Source organism: Ruegeria sp. BH8, assembly GCF_056538065.1.
Window position 1 is genome coordinate 23419 of sequence record NZ_JBQFSP010000009.1, and the last position, 14660, is coordinate 38078.

13 protein-coding genes are annotated in these 14660 nt (G+C 57.7%); 7 read left to right on the forward strand and 6 right to left on the reverse strand.

Annotated elements, in window-relative coordinates; genetic code table 11:
• Positions 1 to 185: 185 nt before the first annotated feature.
• Complete coding sequence (locus tag ACR0AD_RS14685) at positions 186 to 1763, reverse strand: DUF5928 domain-containing protein (RefSeq protein ID WP_480483872.1); 1578 nt, start codon at positions 1761 to 1763, stop codon at positions 186 to 188.
• Positions 1764 to 1906: 143 nt separating this feature from the next.
• Here ACR0AD_RS14685 and ACR0AD_RS14690 point away from each other — a divergent pair, with 143 nt between their 5' ends.
• Positions 1907 to 2725, forward strand: a complete 819-nt coding sequence (locus tag ACR0AD_RS14690; protein WP_480483873.1) for a sulfotransferase family protein — start codon at positions 1907 to 1909, stop codon at positions 2723 to 2725.
• Between the two features lie 127 nt (positions 2726 to 2852).
• Here ACR0AD_RS14690 and ilvD read toward each other — a convergent pair whose 3' ends face one another.
• The gene (gene ilvD, locus ACR0AD_RS14695) at positions 2853 to 4685 is read right to left on the reverse strand and encodes a dihydroxy-acid dehydratase (protein WP_480488176.1); all 1833 of its coding nucleotides are present in this window, start codon (positions 4683 to 4685) and stop codon (positions 2853 to 2855) included.
• A 108-nt stretch (positions 4686 to 4793) separates the two neighbouring features.
• Here ilvD and ACR0AD_RS14700 point away from each other — a divergent pair, with 108 nt between their 5' ends.
• The 4 genes from ACR0AD_RS14700 to ACR0AD_RS14715 all read left to right on the forward strand — a co-directional run bounded on the left by ACR0AD_RS14700 (position 4794) and on the right by ACR0AD_RS14715 (position 7755).
• Positions 4794 to 5357, forward strand: a complete 564-nt coding sequence (locus tag ACR0AD_RS14700; RefSeq protein WP_480483875.1) for a helix-turn-helix domain-containing protein — start codon at positions 4794 to 4796, stop codon at positions 5355 to 5357.
• Positions 5354 to 5623 carry a CBU_0592 family membrane protein gene (locus ACR0AD_RS14705; RefSeq protein WP_480483876.1) on the forward strand — a complete coding sequence of 90 codons (270 nt, stop codon included), beginning with the start codon at positions 5354 to 5356 and terminating at the stop codon, positions 5621 to 5623. The genes ACR0AD_RS14700 and ACR0AD_RS14705 overlap by 4 nt, the downstream gene beginning before the upstream one ends.
• Before the next feature lie 93 nt (positions 5624 to 5716).
• Positions 5717 to 6571: a 3-mercaptopyruvate sulfurtransferase gene (gene sseA / locus ACR0AD_RS14710; RefSeq protein ID WP_480488175.1), complete on the forward strand. Its 855-nt coding sequence runs from the start codon at positions 5717 to 5719 to the stop codon at positions 6569 to 6571.
• Positions 6571 to 7755, forward strand: coding sequence for an amino acid aminotransferase (locus ACR0AD_RS14715; RefSeq protein WP_480488174.1), 1185 nt, complete (start codon positions 6571 to 6573; stop codon positions 7753 to 7755). Before sseA ends, ACR0AD_RS14715 begins: the two co-directional genes overlap by 1 nt.
• A gap of 72 nt (positions 7756 to 7827) precedes the next feature.
• On the opposite strand, the gene ACR0AD_RS14720 is transcribed toward ACR0AD_RS14715, so the two are convergent.
• Together ACR0AD_RS14720 and ACR0AD_RS14725 are read right to left on the reverse strand one after the other, a co-directional pair.
• Positions 7828 to 9153, reverse strand: a complete 1326-nt coding sequence (locus ACR0AD_RS14720) for an ammonium transporter (RefSeq protein WP_480488173.1) — start codon at positions 9151 to 9153, stop codon at positions 7828 to 7830.
• Between the two features lie 33 nt (positions 9154 to 9186).
• A complete protein-coding gene (locus ACR0AD_RS14725; protein WP_209507249.1) occupies positions 9187 to 9525 on the reverse strand; it encodes a P-II family nitrogen regulator in 339 nt (112 codons plus the stop codon).
• A 259-nt stretch (positions 9526 to 9784) separates the two neighbouring features.
• Between ACR0AD_RS14725 and ACR0AD_RS14730 the strand changes: the two genes are divergently transcribed.
• Positions 9785 to 11959, forward strand: a complete 2175-nt coding sequence (locus ACR0AD_RS14730) for a transglycosylase domain-containing protein (RefSeq protein ID WP_480488172.1) — start codon at positions 9785 to 9787, stop codon at positions 11957 to 11959.
• Positions 11960 to 12034: 75 nt separating this feature from the next.
• On the opposite strand, the gene leuB is transcribed toward ACR0AD_RS14730, so the two are convergent.
• Positions 12035 to 13138, reverse strand: coding sequence for a 3-isopropylmalate dehydrogenase (gene leuB / locus ACR0AD_RS14735; protein ID WP_209507247.1), 1104 nt, complete (start codon positions 13136 to 13138; stop codon positions 12035 to 12037).
• 91 nt (positions 13139 to 13229) lie between these two features.
• Here leuB and ACR0AD_RS14740 point away from each other — a divergent pair, with 91 nt between their 5' ends.
• Positions 13230 to 13757 carry a redoxin domain-containing protein gene (locus ACR0AD_RS14740; RefSeq protein WP_267364240.1) on the forward strand — a complete coding sequence of 176 codons (528 nt, stop codon included), beginning with the start codon at positions 13230 to 13232 and terminating at the stop codon, positions 13755 to 13757.
• 3 nt (positions 13758 to 13760) lie between these two features.
• Here ACR0AD_RS14740 and ACR0AD_RS14745 read toward each other — a convergent pair whose 3' ends face one another.
• Positions 13761 to 14654: a LysR family transcriptional regulator gene (locus tag ACR0AD_RS14745; RefSeq protein WP_480488171.1), complete on the reverse strand. Its 894-nt coding sequence runs from the start codon at positions 14652 to 14654 to the stop codon at positions 13761 to 13763.
• Between the last annotated feature and the right edge of the window lie 6 nt (positions 14655 to 14660).

Sequence of the window (14660 nt, forward strand, 5' to 3'; positions counted from 1 at the left end):
CCTGCCAAAGAGAAAAAGTATAAGCAAATTGGCCCAATTGGCTGCACAGTATCCGATTTTTGAATAAAAATCACGATGGCAGTGATGTTGGGTTTTAGGCTGTCCTTTCCGACAGGCAAATATGCGGTGCACCCAATGCAGCAAAGGGGGCCGAAAAGCTGTCGGATGTCAGGCTGACTTTCCGTTTAGTCGGCGAACAGGTAGTCCAGCCGCATCACCGCGTCGGCCTTTTCTTTGTCCACCCCAAGAAATTCGGATATGACAGCTATGTTTTCGGCGCGCTGGGCGGTTTCCCGCAGTCGCAGGTAATTGTCCAAACCGGCGGCGCGGATTTGTTGGGACTCGTAACTCAGGTCGTTGCGAAGTGTCGGCAGCAGATGGGAAACAGTCTCAACCGGGCTGTTGTCACCCGCCAATCCGACGCGCCGCGCGTGGCCAATCAGGTATTCGTCCGAGTATTCGCATTCGACCTCAAGCACATGGGTTTTGGCCTGATCACCGCTGAAATCCTGAACAACGTCCAGATTGGCCGGGTCGAGGCACAGAACCAACTGGTCTGATCCGAAACTTTCGAAAAGCATTCGTACAACAGCCCGCCGATGGCGCGAGCGCTTGGTCAGCGTCGTTTCAATACCACCCAGATCAGGCAGTTGAGTTTCCTCTTCGTTAAACAGGTATTCGACGCAGGGGATATCTGTTTCAGACGCGATCTGATCGACCAGCCTTTTGGCGACATGCCACTTCTTGCACACGATCACAAACAGCTCTCGGTCGGGGCCCAGAACACTTCCGGCCTCCCAGAAACGTTGCCCGAACCGGCGCCCGATGCGCCCCCGGCCGGCCAGAAACGCATACAGACTGCGCCCCTCGTTCGAGATGGAAAAGTCGATGCCCTCACTCGCGTAAAGTGAGCCGAGACGCTCTTTCAGCTCATGCGCCTCTGGGCTGATCTTGCGGGCAAACAAATAGTCCTGACCCAGAAGCATGTCATAGTGATCGTTGTAGAACGTGACGGGCATTCCATAATCCGAAAACATCAGAAATGTCGGAGTACGGTTTTCGATCTCACCCTTCGGGATCAGATGGCGTACCAGCGTTTGAAAGAAGGTTTCATCGGGTATCCAGGTGGTCGCAAAAAACCGGATCACGTCCCTGCGCTGTCGCAGGAAGTCCAGAATCATTTCGACCGTTCGGCGGCGCAGACACCACCATTGGCTGCCGATCATCACTTGAACGTCTTCGGGAATTCGCCGCGTCAGCCCGAAACGCTTCTGCGTTTCATAGGCAGCGTAGAACAGTTTCGGCTGGGTGCGTTCATTGAAATAATGGCGATAGATCAGCCGGTCTTCTTTCATGCCGGTCTTGATCCAGTCGCTTTCGAAAAAGTCGTGGCTTTCGATGAAATCCTTGTCGTGATCATCCAGAAATCGATGGGTGTATTCTGCCGTTTTGATCGCCATGCAATCACCGGACAGCATGTAAAAATGCGTGGCGCGGGGGAAGGTTTCGACGGCGGCCTGCAAGGCGTTCAGCGTGGCCTGCACCAGCGACCACTCTCCCCAGCCGCATTTGATGCGCCTTTTTGCAAAGGTCACGTTCGGATTTTGAGCCAGCGCGGAACGGATGCGCCCGTAAGCTTCGGGGCTGGCGCTGGCGTCAAAGTGGATCGCCATGCAATCGCCCGCAGCAGTCAGCTGTTCAGCCTGTGCAATGATTGCATCAGGGTCCTTATGGCACAACAATATATAGGCAATCTTCGCCATCGAGGTTAGGTAATTTCCGTTTCTGCCCGGTTTCAACCGTGATACTGAGGATGAGCGATTGAATAAACAGAATAATTTTGGTTCCTTGTTATCAAAAGCTGGCATATCGGTTTGAGACCAGACCAGCGTAGGAGGCACAGCAGATGGGTTTTCCCGGTACCTGGATGACCGAGAGCGAAAGCATGGTGTACCGCGTCGTGCCCAAATGCGCCTGCTCGACCATTGGGCAGATCATGTATTATTCGGATCACGGCCAGTTCTTTGACGGTGACATCCATGACGCCGAGGATGGTATGCACAAATGGGCCTTTGATCAGAGCCAGGATCTGATTTCCAAAAATGTGCGCGATCATGCCTCGTATTCCTTTACCTGTGTGCGCAACCCATACACGCGTATTCTGAGCTCGTTTTTCGACAAGATCTGCGGGATCCAGCGCAACGGCAAACGGTATCGTGGCAATCTGGTGCCAACGCTGATCTACAATTACGGGATCGAGGTGGGCGGTGACGATGGCAAGGGAGAGTTTGACCAAATCGCCAGCTTTCGCCGGTTCCTGCTGTTTGCGCGGGATACCATCCGCTGGCGACGCCCGATGGACCCGGACATTCACTGGTCGGCCATGTCTGGTCACGTGTCGACCTTCATCGTGAACGGTGGCCGTTATGATCGGATCTTCTGGACCGAAGCGTTCAACGACGGGATGCAGGGTGTCTTGGACAATACCAAGCTGAAGCATTCAGTTTCGCTGTCCGAAATACCCCGGTTCAACGAATCCGAAGGCCATGGCCCCAAGCGCGCACATCCGGTCGAGGATTATTTCGACGACCTGTCGATGCATCTGGTCTATGAGATCTACAAGCAGGATTTCGAGTTGTTCAAATACGATTTCGAAAACCCGGCCAACAAGATGCCGATCGGCGAAATCGATCTGGACGAAATTCACGCCAAGCTGGGCGATTGATCTTAAGGCTGGATGCCTCGTCCTCTGTCAACGTTTCTTGCGAAACATCTGCTCTGGTTGGCCCGAGAGCGCCTGTGCATGATCGGCTTACCGGTCTGCCGCGTCAGCAGACCGGTAATGTGTCAGTTTAGACTTGGCGTACGGCACCTTTTGCCGCGCTGGTGGTCAGCTTGGCATAGGCCTTCAGCGCGGTAGACACCTTGCGTTTGCGCGGCGCAGCAGGCACCCAGCCTTTTACGTCCTGTGCTTCGCGCCGGGCGGCAAGCTCTTCATCTGACACGGCCAGATTGATCGAGCGGTTGGGGATGTCGATTTCAATCGTGTCGCCATTCTGGACCAGGCCAATCTCTCCGCCTTCAGCCGCCTCGGGCGAGACATGGCCGATCGACAAACCGGATGTTCCGCCCGAAAACCGCCCGTCGGTTAGCAGGGCGCAGGCTTTGCCCAGACCCTTCGATTTCAGATAGGATGTCGGGTACAGCATTTCCTGCATCCCCGGACCGCCACGCGGGCCTTCATAGCGGATCACCACCACGTCGCCCTCTTTCACCTTGCCAGTGAGAATATCGCTGACTGCCTGATCCTGGCTTTCGCACACGTAAGCCGAGCCAGTGAATTGCAGGATATTGGCATCCACACCAGCGGTTTTCACGATGCAGCCGTCGCGGGCGATGTTACCGAACAGAACCGCCAGACCACCGTCCTGACTGAACGCGTGTTCCTTGGACCGGATCACGCCGCCCTTGCGATCAGTGTCCAGTTCCTTGAACCGGTTCGACTGGCTGAACGCCTGTGTGGTGCGCACACCGCCGGGGGCGGCCTTGAACAGTTCCTGTGCCTTGGGGTTGTTGGCGATGGTGATGTCCCAGTTGGCAATCGCCTCTCCCATCGTGGCCGAATGCACGGTGCTGCATTCGTTGTGCAGCAGGCCCGCACGGCTGAGCTCACCCAGGATCGAGAAGATACCACCGGCACGGTGGACGTCTTCCATATGCACATTTTCGGTGTTGGGCGCGACTTTGCAGAGGCAGGGAACACGACGGCTGAGGCGGTCCATATCGGCCATGGTGAAGTCAACTTCACCCTCATGCGCGATGGCCAGCAGGTGCAGCACCGTGTTGGTCGATCCACCCATGGCGATATCAAGGCTCATGGCATTTTCGAACGCATCAAAGGTGGCAATCTCACGGGGCAGAAAGCCTTTTTCATCCAGATCGTAATGGCGCTTGGTAATCTCGACGATCCTGCGGCCGGCTTCAAGGAACAGTTCTTTGCGGTCTGCGTGCGTCGCCAGAGTCGAGCCGTTACCCGGCAGGGCCAGACCCAGCGCCTCGGCCAGACAATTCATCGAATTCGCGGTGAACATGCCCGAACATGAACCACATGTGGGGCAGGCGTTTTCTTCGATGTGCTGAACCTGTTCGTCGGTGAACTTGTCGTTCGCAGCGGCCACCATAGCGTCCACAAGGTCAATCTTCTTGGCTTCCAGATCGGCGATGTCGATCTTGCCCGCTTCCATCGGACCGCCTGAGACGAAAATGGCCGGGATGTTCAGACGCATGGCGGCCATCAGCATGCCGGGAGTGATCTTGTCGCAGTTCGAAATGCAGACCATAGCGTCCGCACAATGGGCGTTGACCATATATTCGACCGAATCCGCGATCACTTCGCGTGAGGGCAGCGAATACAGCATCCCGTCATGGCCCATGGCGATACCGTCATCCACGGCGATCGTGTTGAACTCTTTCGCCACGCCACCTGCGGCTTCGACCTCGCGCGCGACCATCTGGCCCAGGTCCTTCAGATGCACGTGACCCGGCACAAACTGGGTGAATGAGTTGACGATGGCGATGATCGGTTTGCCGAAATCGTCGTCACCCATACCTGTGGCCCGCCAAAGGCCACGTGCGCCAGCCATGTTGCGGCCATGGGTAGAGGTTCTGGATCGGTACATTGGCATGATGCTGTTTTCCCTGTTGCCTCGGGTTGCATAATTCGGGGTTCGTACGTTATAGCGCACGTAGCACATGTGCGTTATAACGTACAAGGTAAATCGCAGGGCGCGGGTATGGCTATGGACGACATTACGCTGAAATTACGGGATGTGCGGACAGCTTCGGGGTTGAGCCTGTCCAAAGTCGCCGAGATGACCGGGGTCAGCAAAGCCATGCTTGGCCAGATTGAGCGCGGCGAATCGAGCCCAACGATCGCCACGCTTTGGAAAATCGCCAAAGGCTTTCAGATACCGCTCAGCGGGTTGATCGACACAACGCTGGGCGATCCATCGGTCTTTCAGACTGTAACCTTTCCCGGCAGTATCGAGGTCAAGATCGTCTTTCCCTTCGATCCCGCACTGGGAGCCGAGACTTTTCACGTGAACCTTGCCGCGAACCAAAGCCACGAATCCCCGGCTCATGCCGCCGGGGTGACCGAGGAAGTATTTGTCCTCAGCGGTACTTTGGAAATTCTGCGTGGCGAGGAATGGGTGCCCTTACAGGCCGGGCAGGGGTTGCGCTTTGCTGCGGACCTGCCGCACGGGTATCGCGCCGGTTCGCAAGGAGCCGCGTTTCTAAACATGCATCACTATGCGCAACACACTGAATCTCCTGAAAATGGCACGGCCCAGATATGACGGCTATCTTTGACACACTTACCATCGTGGATGCCATCGGCTCATTCGGGGCGCTGATCGTGGTGGCGGCGTATTTCGCGACGCAGATGCGGATGATGAATTCCGATGACCTGGCCTTTCCGGTGATCAACCTGCTGGGGTCTGTCCTGATCGTCTTTTCGCTGCTTGAGAATTTCAATCTGGCCTCGATGCTGATCGAAGGGTTTTGGATTGTGATCAGTGTCATCGGCATCATCCAGCATTTCCGCCTGCGCAAGGCGCGATAATTCCTGAGGTCAACAAGCGCTAGCGCTATCCAGCCTTGAACGCCCATGCCACGGGGTATAGGGAAACCCCAAGCTCGCTTAGGGGAGGCTTTGATGCAGGACGATCCAAAAACCCTCGTATCCACCGAATGGCTGGCCGCGCATATGAAAGACCCGGATCTGCGGATTCTGGACGGGTCGTGGTATTTGCCCGCGCAAAACCGTGATGCCAAGGCCGAATATGATGCCGGGCATATCCCCGGAGCACGGTTCTTCGATATTGATGAGATATCAGATCACCGTTCCGACCTGCCTCATATGGCACCACCGGTCGAAAAATTCATGTCACGCCTGCGGGCCATGGGTGTCGGTGATGGTCATCAGGTTGTGGTTTATGATGGTGCCGGGCTGATGTCCGCAGCGCGCGTTTGGTGGCTGTTCCGTCTTATGGGGCAGGAAAACATCGCGGTTCTGGATGGGGGTTTGCCAAAATGGCAGGCCGAGGGGCGCGAGATCGAGGATCTGCCTCCGGTCATTCGCGACCGCCACATGACCGTTCGCGTGCAAAACCAGCTTGTCCGGGACGTCACGCAAGTTTCCGCCGCCGCCAAGCTGGCGGATCACGAAATCATCGATGCCCGCTCGGCCGACCGATTTGCCGGAACCGCACCCGAGCCGCGCGAAGGGCTGCGTTCGGGCCATATTCCGGGCTCGCGCAATGTGCCCTTTGGGCAGTTGTTGAACGCCAACGGAACAATGAAGTCGCCCGAGGACTGCCGCGCCATATTCGAGGCTGCAGGCGTCGATCTGTCTAAGCCGGCGATCACCTCTTGCGGGTCTGGTGTCACGGCCGCCATTCTCAGCCTTGCGTTGGAACGCATGGGCAAGAAAGACCACTCGCTTTATGACGGCTCCTGGGCTGAATGGGGTGCCTTCCCGACCCTGCCCGTCGCAACCGGAGAGAACTGATGTTCGAGAACCTGAAACCGCAGCCCGCCGACAAGATTCTGGCGCTGATGCAGATGTACCGCGAAGACCCGCGTGATCAGAAGATCGATCTGGGTGTTGGTGTTTACAAGAATGCCGAAGGCGTGACGCCGGTGATGCGCGCGGTGAAAGCCGCCGAACAGCGCATCTGGGAAGAACAGGAAACCAAGGCCTATACCGGTCTGGCCGGTGATCCGGCCTATGCGGATGCGATGATCGGATTGATTTTGGGTACTTCGGTGCCGCGTGGCAACATCGCCGCAGTGGCGACACCCGGAGGCACCGGCGCCTGCCGTCAGGCGTTCGAGTTGATCCGGATGGCGAACCCTTCGGCACGTGTGTTTGTGTCGAACCCGACCTGGCCCAACCATCTGTCGATCCTGAATTACCTGGGGATGGAAACCGTTCAGTATCGTTACTTCGATGAAGAGACCCGGGGCGTCGATTTCGATGGGATGATCGCAGACCTGAAATCCGCCAAAGCGGGTGACGTGGTTTTGCTGCATGGCTGCTGCCACAATCCGACCGGTGCCAATCTGAACATGGTGCAATGGCAGGAGGTTGTGAACCTGATCAATGCGCTGGGCCTCGTTGCGATGATCGACATTGCCTATCAGGGTTTCGGTGACGGTCTGGAAGAGGATGCGCAAGGCGTGCGGCTGGTGGCCTCATCGGTAAAGGAATGTCTGATTGCGGCGTCATGTTCCAAAAACTTCGGCGTTTATCGCGAGCGCACCGGGTTGCTGATGGCCGTCAGTGACAACGCGGCTGAAACGGCGTTGAATCAGGCCACGCTGGCGTTTTTGAATCGCCAGAACTATTCCTTCCCGCCTGACCACGGCGCGCGCGTGGTGACGACCATTCTTATGGATGAGGCGTTGCGGGCAGACTGGGCAACTGAACTGGAAGAGGTTCGGCTGTCCATGCTGGGCCTGCGCCAGCAATTGGCTGACGAGTTGCAGCGTCTGGCCGGATCCGACCGGTTTGGGTTCATCGCCCAGCACCGCGGAATGTTCTCGCGTCTTGGGGCGGCACCGGAACTGGTCGAGAAACTGCGCGTTGAACACGGTATCTACATGGTCGGCGACAGTCGCCTGAACATTGCCGGGCTGAACGCAGCGACTGTGCCGATTTTGGCCAAAGCAATTGTGGATGTCGGGGTTTAAACGCCGACGCGACATTCGAAACGGAAACCCGGGCGCGAACGCCCGGGTTTTTTTGTCAGGTGGCGGCAAGGCTTAGCCTTTCGAGAATTCGGGGTATGCTTCCATTCCCAGTTCAGCCATGTCGAGGCCGTTGATCTCATCCTCTTCGCTGACACGGATGCCGACGGTGGATTTCAGGATCGTCCACAGGATCAGTGCGCCGACAAAGGTGAAAACGCCGTATGCGACGATGCCCAGTAGCTGCGCGCCCAGGCTTGCGTCACCGTAGAAGACGACGGCGATGGTGCCCCAGATGCCACAGAACAGGTGGACCGGGATGGCACCGACAACATCATCGATCTTGAACTTGTCCAGCATCGGGACCGCGAAGACCACGATAATACCACCCACGGCACCGATCCACAGGGCACCGAACAGGGTTGGGGCCAGCGGTTCGGCCGTGATCGAGACCAGACCCGCCAGCGCGCCGTTCAGCACCATCGTCAGGTCGGGCTTCCTGTACAGAACCTGGGTCAGGATCAGCGCTGCAACCGAGCCCGAAGCCGCGGCCATGTTGGTGTTGGCAAAGATGCGTGACACGTCCGATACATCGCCCACGGTTCCCATCGCCAGCTGCGAGCCGCCGTTGAATCCGAACCAACCCAGCCACAGGATGAACGTTCCCAGGGTCGCCAGTGCCAGGTTAGAGCCGGGCATCGGGTGAACTTTGCCATCTTTGTACTTGCCGATCCGCGGACCCAGGATAAGGGCCCCTGCCAGCGCAGCCCAGCCACCGACCGAGTGTACGATGGTCGAACCGGCAAAGTCTGAGAAGCCCTTGGCATCCAGCCAGCCGCCGCCCCATTTCCATGAACCGGAAATCGGGTACATGATGCCTGTCAGCACGATGACGAAGATCAGGAAAGGCCAAAGCTTGATCCGTTCCGCCACGGCGCCGGAAACGATGGATGCGGTCGCGGCCACGAACACAAGCTGGAAGAAGAAGTCTGAACCGACCGAAGCATAGTCCAGTGCCGCATCCGCCGGCGCAACACCAACCGCATCAAGCGTTGTGGTCGAAAAGAACGGGCCAAGCCAGCCCGTGATGGACCAGCCGTCGCCTGGATACATCAGGTTGAATCCGATCAGCCAATACATGATTGCGGCAAATGAAAACAATGCCACGTTCTTGATCATCTGCATGGCAACGTTCTTGGATCGCACCAGACCGCCTTCCAGCATGGCAAAACCTGCAGCCATGAAGAAAACAAGAAAGCCCGCCATCAGAAACAGAAGCGTGGTAAAGATATACTGGGTGTGCTGTGCCGCTTCGCCGGTTGCGGCGGCCTCTTGCGCAAGACCCATCTGCGGCAGCGCAACAATGGCGGCGGCAGGGATGAGAGATTTCATCAGGTTCATTGTCAGTCCTCGAATGATTGTGAGTGGGCGCACTTACAGCGCGTCCTCGTTGGTTTCCCCGGTACGCACACGCATCGCCTGTTCGACATCGAGGACAAAAATCTTGCCGTCACCGATCTTGCCGGTTTTGGCGGTTTTGGTGATGGTCTCGACGATCTGGTCGGCCATTGTCGCAGGCACCACGATCTCAAGCTTGATCTTGGGCACGAAGTTCACCGCATATTCGGCACCACGATAGATTTCGGTGTGACCGGACTGCGAGCCGAAGCCCTTGATCTCGGTTACCATCATGCCGCGCACGCCAGCCTCGGTCAGTGCTTCGCGCACCTCCTCCAGCTTGAACGGCTTGATTGTCGCAATGATCAGTTTCACGTCTTTCCCCTCTGATTGTCCGGTGGGACCGGCTTGTTTGCACCTGCAGAAAAAAAGCGCGCCGCGGCGCAGTAAGAAACGCTTTCGGGGCCAAAACCTGTCGGAAAATAATGCGAAGTTGCACAATTTTTGCACAACACAGTCGTTGCGACTAATAATTGAGCACTATAGAGAGGGGAAATTCCGGAAATTCGGACCTCTACATACTGCGGTTGTCGAGGTATGGTGACCAAAAAGTATAACCGGGCAGAGTTTGAGCATGACTGAGTCCAAGCGCCGCAAGCCGACATTGGTCGCGGATAGACGGTACCCTTCAAAGGGCCGAAAACCGGCGGCGACCAAAAGCGCGGCGGGCAAGAAATCGACGGCGCGCAAAACGGCCACGCGCAAAACCACACGCAGGAAAACCCGCAAGTCATCAGGGGGCAAAGGCGGTGGTATCTTTCGCCGTTTGTTCCGGTGGATCTGGCGGCTGATCTGGGGCCTGACCTGGCGTGTCGGTGCGATTTCGGCCATGCTGCTCGCGCTGGCGGTGGGTATCGTCTACGCCACGTTGCCGGATGTGGATGCCTTGCTGGATGGGCGTGCGCGGGGGTCCGTGACCTTGCTGGATCGTGACGGCAAGGTCTTTGCCTGGCGTGGTGATCAGTTTGGTGGCGTGATCACGGCCGATACCGTGTCTCCGCATCTGAAAAACGCGGTTGTCGCAACCGAAGACAAACGATTTTACCGGCATTTCGGGGTCAGCCCGCGTGGTGTCGCCAGCGCGGTCAGCATCAACCTGAAAGAAGGCCGCGGGCCTTTGTCCGGGCATGGCGGATCGACGATCACGCAACAGACCGCGAAACTGCTGTGTCTGGGTGTTCCCTATGATCCCAGCGATTGGGATTCCGAGGCCGCGTATGAGGCCGACTGCCGTCAGGGTTCCTTGTGGCGCAAGGCCAAGGAGGCTGTCTATGCGCTGGCAATGGAGGTGAAATACTCCAAGGACGAGGTCCTGACGATCTACCTGAACCGCGCCTTTCTTGGCGCAGGCGCGCGTGGGTTCGAAGCCGCAAGCCAGCGCTACTTTGGAAAATCTGCCGCCGAGGTTTCGCCCGCAGAGGCCGCGATGCTGGCTGGTCTGCTGGTTGCGCCTACACGCTATGCGCCGACCAACAACCTGCAACGGTCTCAGGATCGGGCGCGGCTGGTTATCGGTCTGATGGAGGATCAGGGATATCTGACCGCCGCACAAGCCAGCGAAGCGCGTACGCGCCCGGCGCAACTGTCTGAAGCGGCTGCTGCCCGAGCGGGCGGCTATTTCGCAGATTGGGTTGTTTCGGAACTTCCCAGTTATTTTGGCGACAACACAACCGAAGATGTTGTGATTCAGACGACTTTGGATCAGCGGATTCAGCGATCTGCGGAAGAGGCTTTGCAATTCATCTTTCAGGAAAAGGTGCGCGAAGGCTCCAAGGCGCAGGCGGCCATCGTGGTCATGTCCGCGGACGGAGCGGTGAGAGCCATGGTCGGCGGCCGAGAAACACGGGTTGCCGGGGTGTTCAACCGGGCCACCATCGCCAAGCGCCAAACCGGTTCGTCCTTCAAACCTTTTGTCTACGCTACCGCGCTGGAACTCGGCTATTCGCCGCTGGATACGGTGATGGATGAACCTTACTGCGTGGACATTCCCGGGTCCGGTCAATGGTGCCCCAAGAACTATACCAACAAGTACTACGGGCGCGTGTCACTGGCGGATGCGCTGAAGAACTCGCTGAATATTCCGGCGGTGAAAGTTGCCGAGATTTCGGGCTTGGATAACGTCCGCACCGTGGCCAGTGGTTTTGGCATTGCCAGCGATCTGGCGCAAGGTCCGGCCTTGGCGCTGGGCGCGTCGGAAAGCACGCTGATTGAGATGACAGGGGCTTATGCAGGTATTCTGAACGGCGGCTCTGCCGTTGAACCTTATGGCCTGACCGAGTTGAAGCTACTGGGTGATGAAGCTCCTGTCATGGTTACGACAACCGGTATCGGTGAACGGGTGATTAACGACGCGGCTGCCAAACAGCTGACATGGATGATGGAACGTGTGGTGTCCGAGGGCACAGGTGGACGGGCCAAGTTGCCCGGCTGGCAGGTGGCGGGCAAAACGGGCACAACCCAGGCGGCGCGGGATGCATGGTTCATCGGGTTTACTGCGGATTACGTAACCGGCGTTTGGATGGGCTACGACGACAACACGCCCCTATCTGGTGTGACCGGTGGAGGTTTGCCCGCGGAAATCTGGAGAGAAACCATGCTGCGAGTCACCGAAGGGATGACACCGACACCCTTGCCGATGATGGCACCAGCGCCGCCGGTTCAGGTCGCACAGCCACAACCGCGCCGAAAGCGCGGAGGCTTTGCCGATGATATCAACAATCTTCTGAAGAATATTTTCGGTGGAAACTAGAGCCTTCTCTGAGGGAAAAAACGAAAAAAGGCGGTGCATCGGGCACCGCCTTTTGTCATTTCGCTGTTTCGTGTTTCAGACGCTGGCATCCAAGGCCGCAAGGATCGCGTCGCCCATTTCAGTGGTTGATACGGGCTGAACGCCCTCATCTGCAAGCAGGTCGCCGGTGCGTACACCATCGGCCAGTACTTTCTCGATCGCGGCCTCCAGACGATCCGCTTCTTCGCCCTGATCAAAGCTGTAGCGCAGGGCCATAGCAAAGCTGAGGATACAGGCGATCGGGTTGGCTTTGCCCTGACCGGCGATATCCGGGGCCGAGCCATGGACGGGTTCATACATTGCCTTGGGCCGACCATTAGCCATCGGCGCGCCCAGAGAGGCCGAAGGCAACATGCCCAGCGACCCGGTCAGCATCGCGGCGCAGTCGGACAGGATGTCACCGAACAGGTTGTCGGTCAGGATCACATCAAACTGTTTCGGTGCGCGCACAAGCTGCATCGCGCCGTTGTCAGCGTACATATGGCTCAGCTCAACTTCGGGGTAGTCCGCTGCGACGCGGGTGACGACTTCGCGCCACAGGATGCCCGATTCCATGACGTTGGCTTTTTCCATCGAGCACAGCTTTTTGTTGCGGCGCATTGCCAGTTCAAAAGCCGAGCGCGCGGCGCGTTCGATCTCGGATTCGGTGTAACGCTGGGTGTTGATGCCGACGCGTTCGTTGCCTTCCTCGAAGATGCCGCGCGGCTCACCGAAATAGACGCCCGACGTCAGTTCGCGCACGATCATGATATCCAGACCGGCAACGATGTCTTTCTTCAGCGAAGAGAAATCGGCAAGCGCGTCAAAACACTGCGCGGGGCGCAGGTTCGAATACAGGTCCATTTCCTTACGCAGGCGCAGCAGGCCACGTTCGGGTTTCAGGCTGAAATCCAGATCGTCGTATTTCGGACCGCCGACGGCGCCCAGCAGAACCGCGTCAACCTCTTGCGCCTTTGCCATGGTCTCATCGGACAGAGGCTTGCCGTGGGCGTCATAGGCGGCACCACCCACCAGGTCCTCGCTCACGTCAAATTGAAGACCACGATTGGCACCGAACCAATCGATGATTCTGCGCACTTCGGCCATAACTTCTGGGCCAATTCCGTCTCCGGGCAGGATGAGGAGCGAGGGGTTGGGCATGAAGGGTCTCCTTGCGTTTTGTTGCACAGGCCCTAGCGTCTGCGCAGCATCGGGTCAATGAGACAGACCTGTCAAAACACAAGGAAAACACATGCTGACACCCGGAAATCTGGTTCCTGCGCTGAAAATTGAAACTGTCGCCCATGGCAGTTTCGACCTCGAGACCAACAAGGGCGAAAACGGAACGCTGGTGATTCAATATCGCGGATTGCATTGCCCGATCTGCATCAGGCAGATGACCGAGGCCGAGGCGGCGCTGGACGATTTCGCGGCGCTGGGTGTCGAGGTTATCATGATCACCACCGATACCGCCGAACGTGCCGCTGAAACCGCAGCAAAAGCCAATGTTTCCCGCCTGCGTGTAGGCCACAGCCTGCCCCTGTCTGAGGCACGGGAGGGTTGGGGGCTGAACATCTCGACCAGGCGCGAAGGCAGTGCCGAACCAGACCTGTTTGCGGAACCCGGACATTTTTACATCGCACCTGACCGGACGCTTTATTTTGGGTGGCAGCAGACCACGCCTTTTGGACGTCCGTCGATGTCGGATATCGCGGGTGGTCTGAAGTTCACTTTGGGCAATAACTACCCGGCGCGCGGAACGTATACGGGCCCACTTTGATCCTCAGAGGCTGGCCTTGAGCCCTTCTGCCAGCAAATCCCAGACCCTGCGGATACGTGGGGTCTGGCGCATGGCCTGCGGCGCAGCCAACCACACAGGCAGAACCGGGATTTCAACATCCAGCTTCAAGATTTCGACATCCGGGTCGGCTTCTGCCATCTGGACCTGACTGAAGCCAATGCCGCATCCCGCGCGGATCAGTTCCCAATAGGCGCTTTGCAGATCGCAGCGGGTCGCAAAACTGTTGCGGCTTGCGGGCCATCCTTTTTCGCGCATGGCCTTGATGATTTCCTGATTGGCGTCAAACCCCACAAGGTCGTGGGAAAAAAGTTCCTCGGGTGTCTTGGGGCGTCCCTTACGGTCGAGATAGGACCTGGCCGCGCAGAAGCATAACGGCACCTCACCCAGATAACGCGAAATGATATCCATTTGCGCGGGGCGATACATGCGAACGGCAATATCTGCCTCGCGGTACAACAGGTTTTCCGTGGTATCGGTGGCGACCAGCTCAAGTTGAATGGCGGGTTCCTGCCTTCGGATATTCGCCAGAATCGGTGGCAGCAAGTGATGCGACGCGAAGACCGAAGCGGTGATGCGGACCGAGCCTTCAAGCTGCTGCGACTGCCCTGCGGCGGCAAGGCTGAAGGCAGTCATGGCGCTGTGCATTTGCTGCGCCATCGGCAAGAGCTGGGAACCTGCCACGCTCAGTTTCAGGCCACGCGCGTGCCGGTCGAACAAGGATACGCCCAGTTCGGCCTCAAGGTTTTGTACTTGCCGTCCCAATGTGGGCTGGCTGCGATCAAGGTGCCGTGCAGCGGCAGACAGGGATCCTGTTTCGGCCACGGCCAGAAAGCTTTGGATCAGAGACCAATCCGCATGTGTCAGTGCTTTATCCATTCATAA

Bases quoted from the DNA above. Each gene is read 5' to 3' on its own strand.
- ACR0AD_RS14685 (WP_480483872.1), bottom strand. From the start codon at position 1,763: ATGGCGAAGATTGCCTATATATTGTTGTGCCATAAGGACCCTGATGCA.
- ACR0AD_RS14690 (WP_480483873.1), top strand. From the start codon at position 1,907: ATGGGTTTTCCCGGTACCTGGATGACCGAGAGCGAAAGCATGGTGTAC.
- ilvD (WP_480488176.1), bottom strand. From the start codon at position 4,685: ATGCCAATGTACCGATCCAGAACCTCTACCCATGGCCGCAACATGGCT.
- ACR0AD_RS14700 (WP_480483875.1), top strand. From the start codon at position 4,794: ATGGCTATGGACGACATTACGCTGAAATTACGGGATGTGCGGACAGCT.
- ACR0AD_RS14705 (WP_480483876.1), top strand. From the start codon at position 5,354: ATGACGGCTATCTTTGACACACTTACCATCGTGGATGCCATCGGCTCA.
- sseA (WP_480488175.1), top strand. From the start codon at position 5,717: ATGCAGGACGATCCAAAAACCCTCGTATCCACCGAATGGCTGGCCGCG.
- ACR0AD_RS14715 (WP_480488174.1), top strand. From the start codon at position 6,571: ATGTTCGAGAACCTGAAACCGCAGCCCGCCGACAAGATTCTGGCGCTG.
- ACR0AD_RS14720 (WP_480488173.1), bottom strand. From the start codon at position 9,153: ATGAACCTGATGAAATCTCTCATCCCTGCCGCCGCCATTGTTGCGCTG.
- ACR0AD_RS14730 (WP_480488172.1), top strand. From the start codon at position 9,785: ATGACTGAGTCCAAGCGCCGCAAGCCGACATTGGTCGCGGATAGACGG.
- leuB (WP_209507247.1), bottom strand. From the start codon at position 13,138: ATGCCCAACCCCTCGCTCCTCATCCTGCCCGGAGACGGAATTGGCCCA.
- ACR0AD_RS14740 (WP_267364240.1), top strand. From the start codon at position 13,230: ATGCTGACACCCGGAAATCTGGTTCCTGCGCTGAAAATTGAAACTGTC.
- ACR0AD_RS14745 (WP_480488171.1), bottom strand. From the start codon at position 14,654: ATGGATAAAGCACTGACACATGCGGATTGGTCTCTGATCCAAAGCTTT.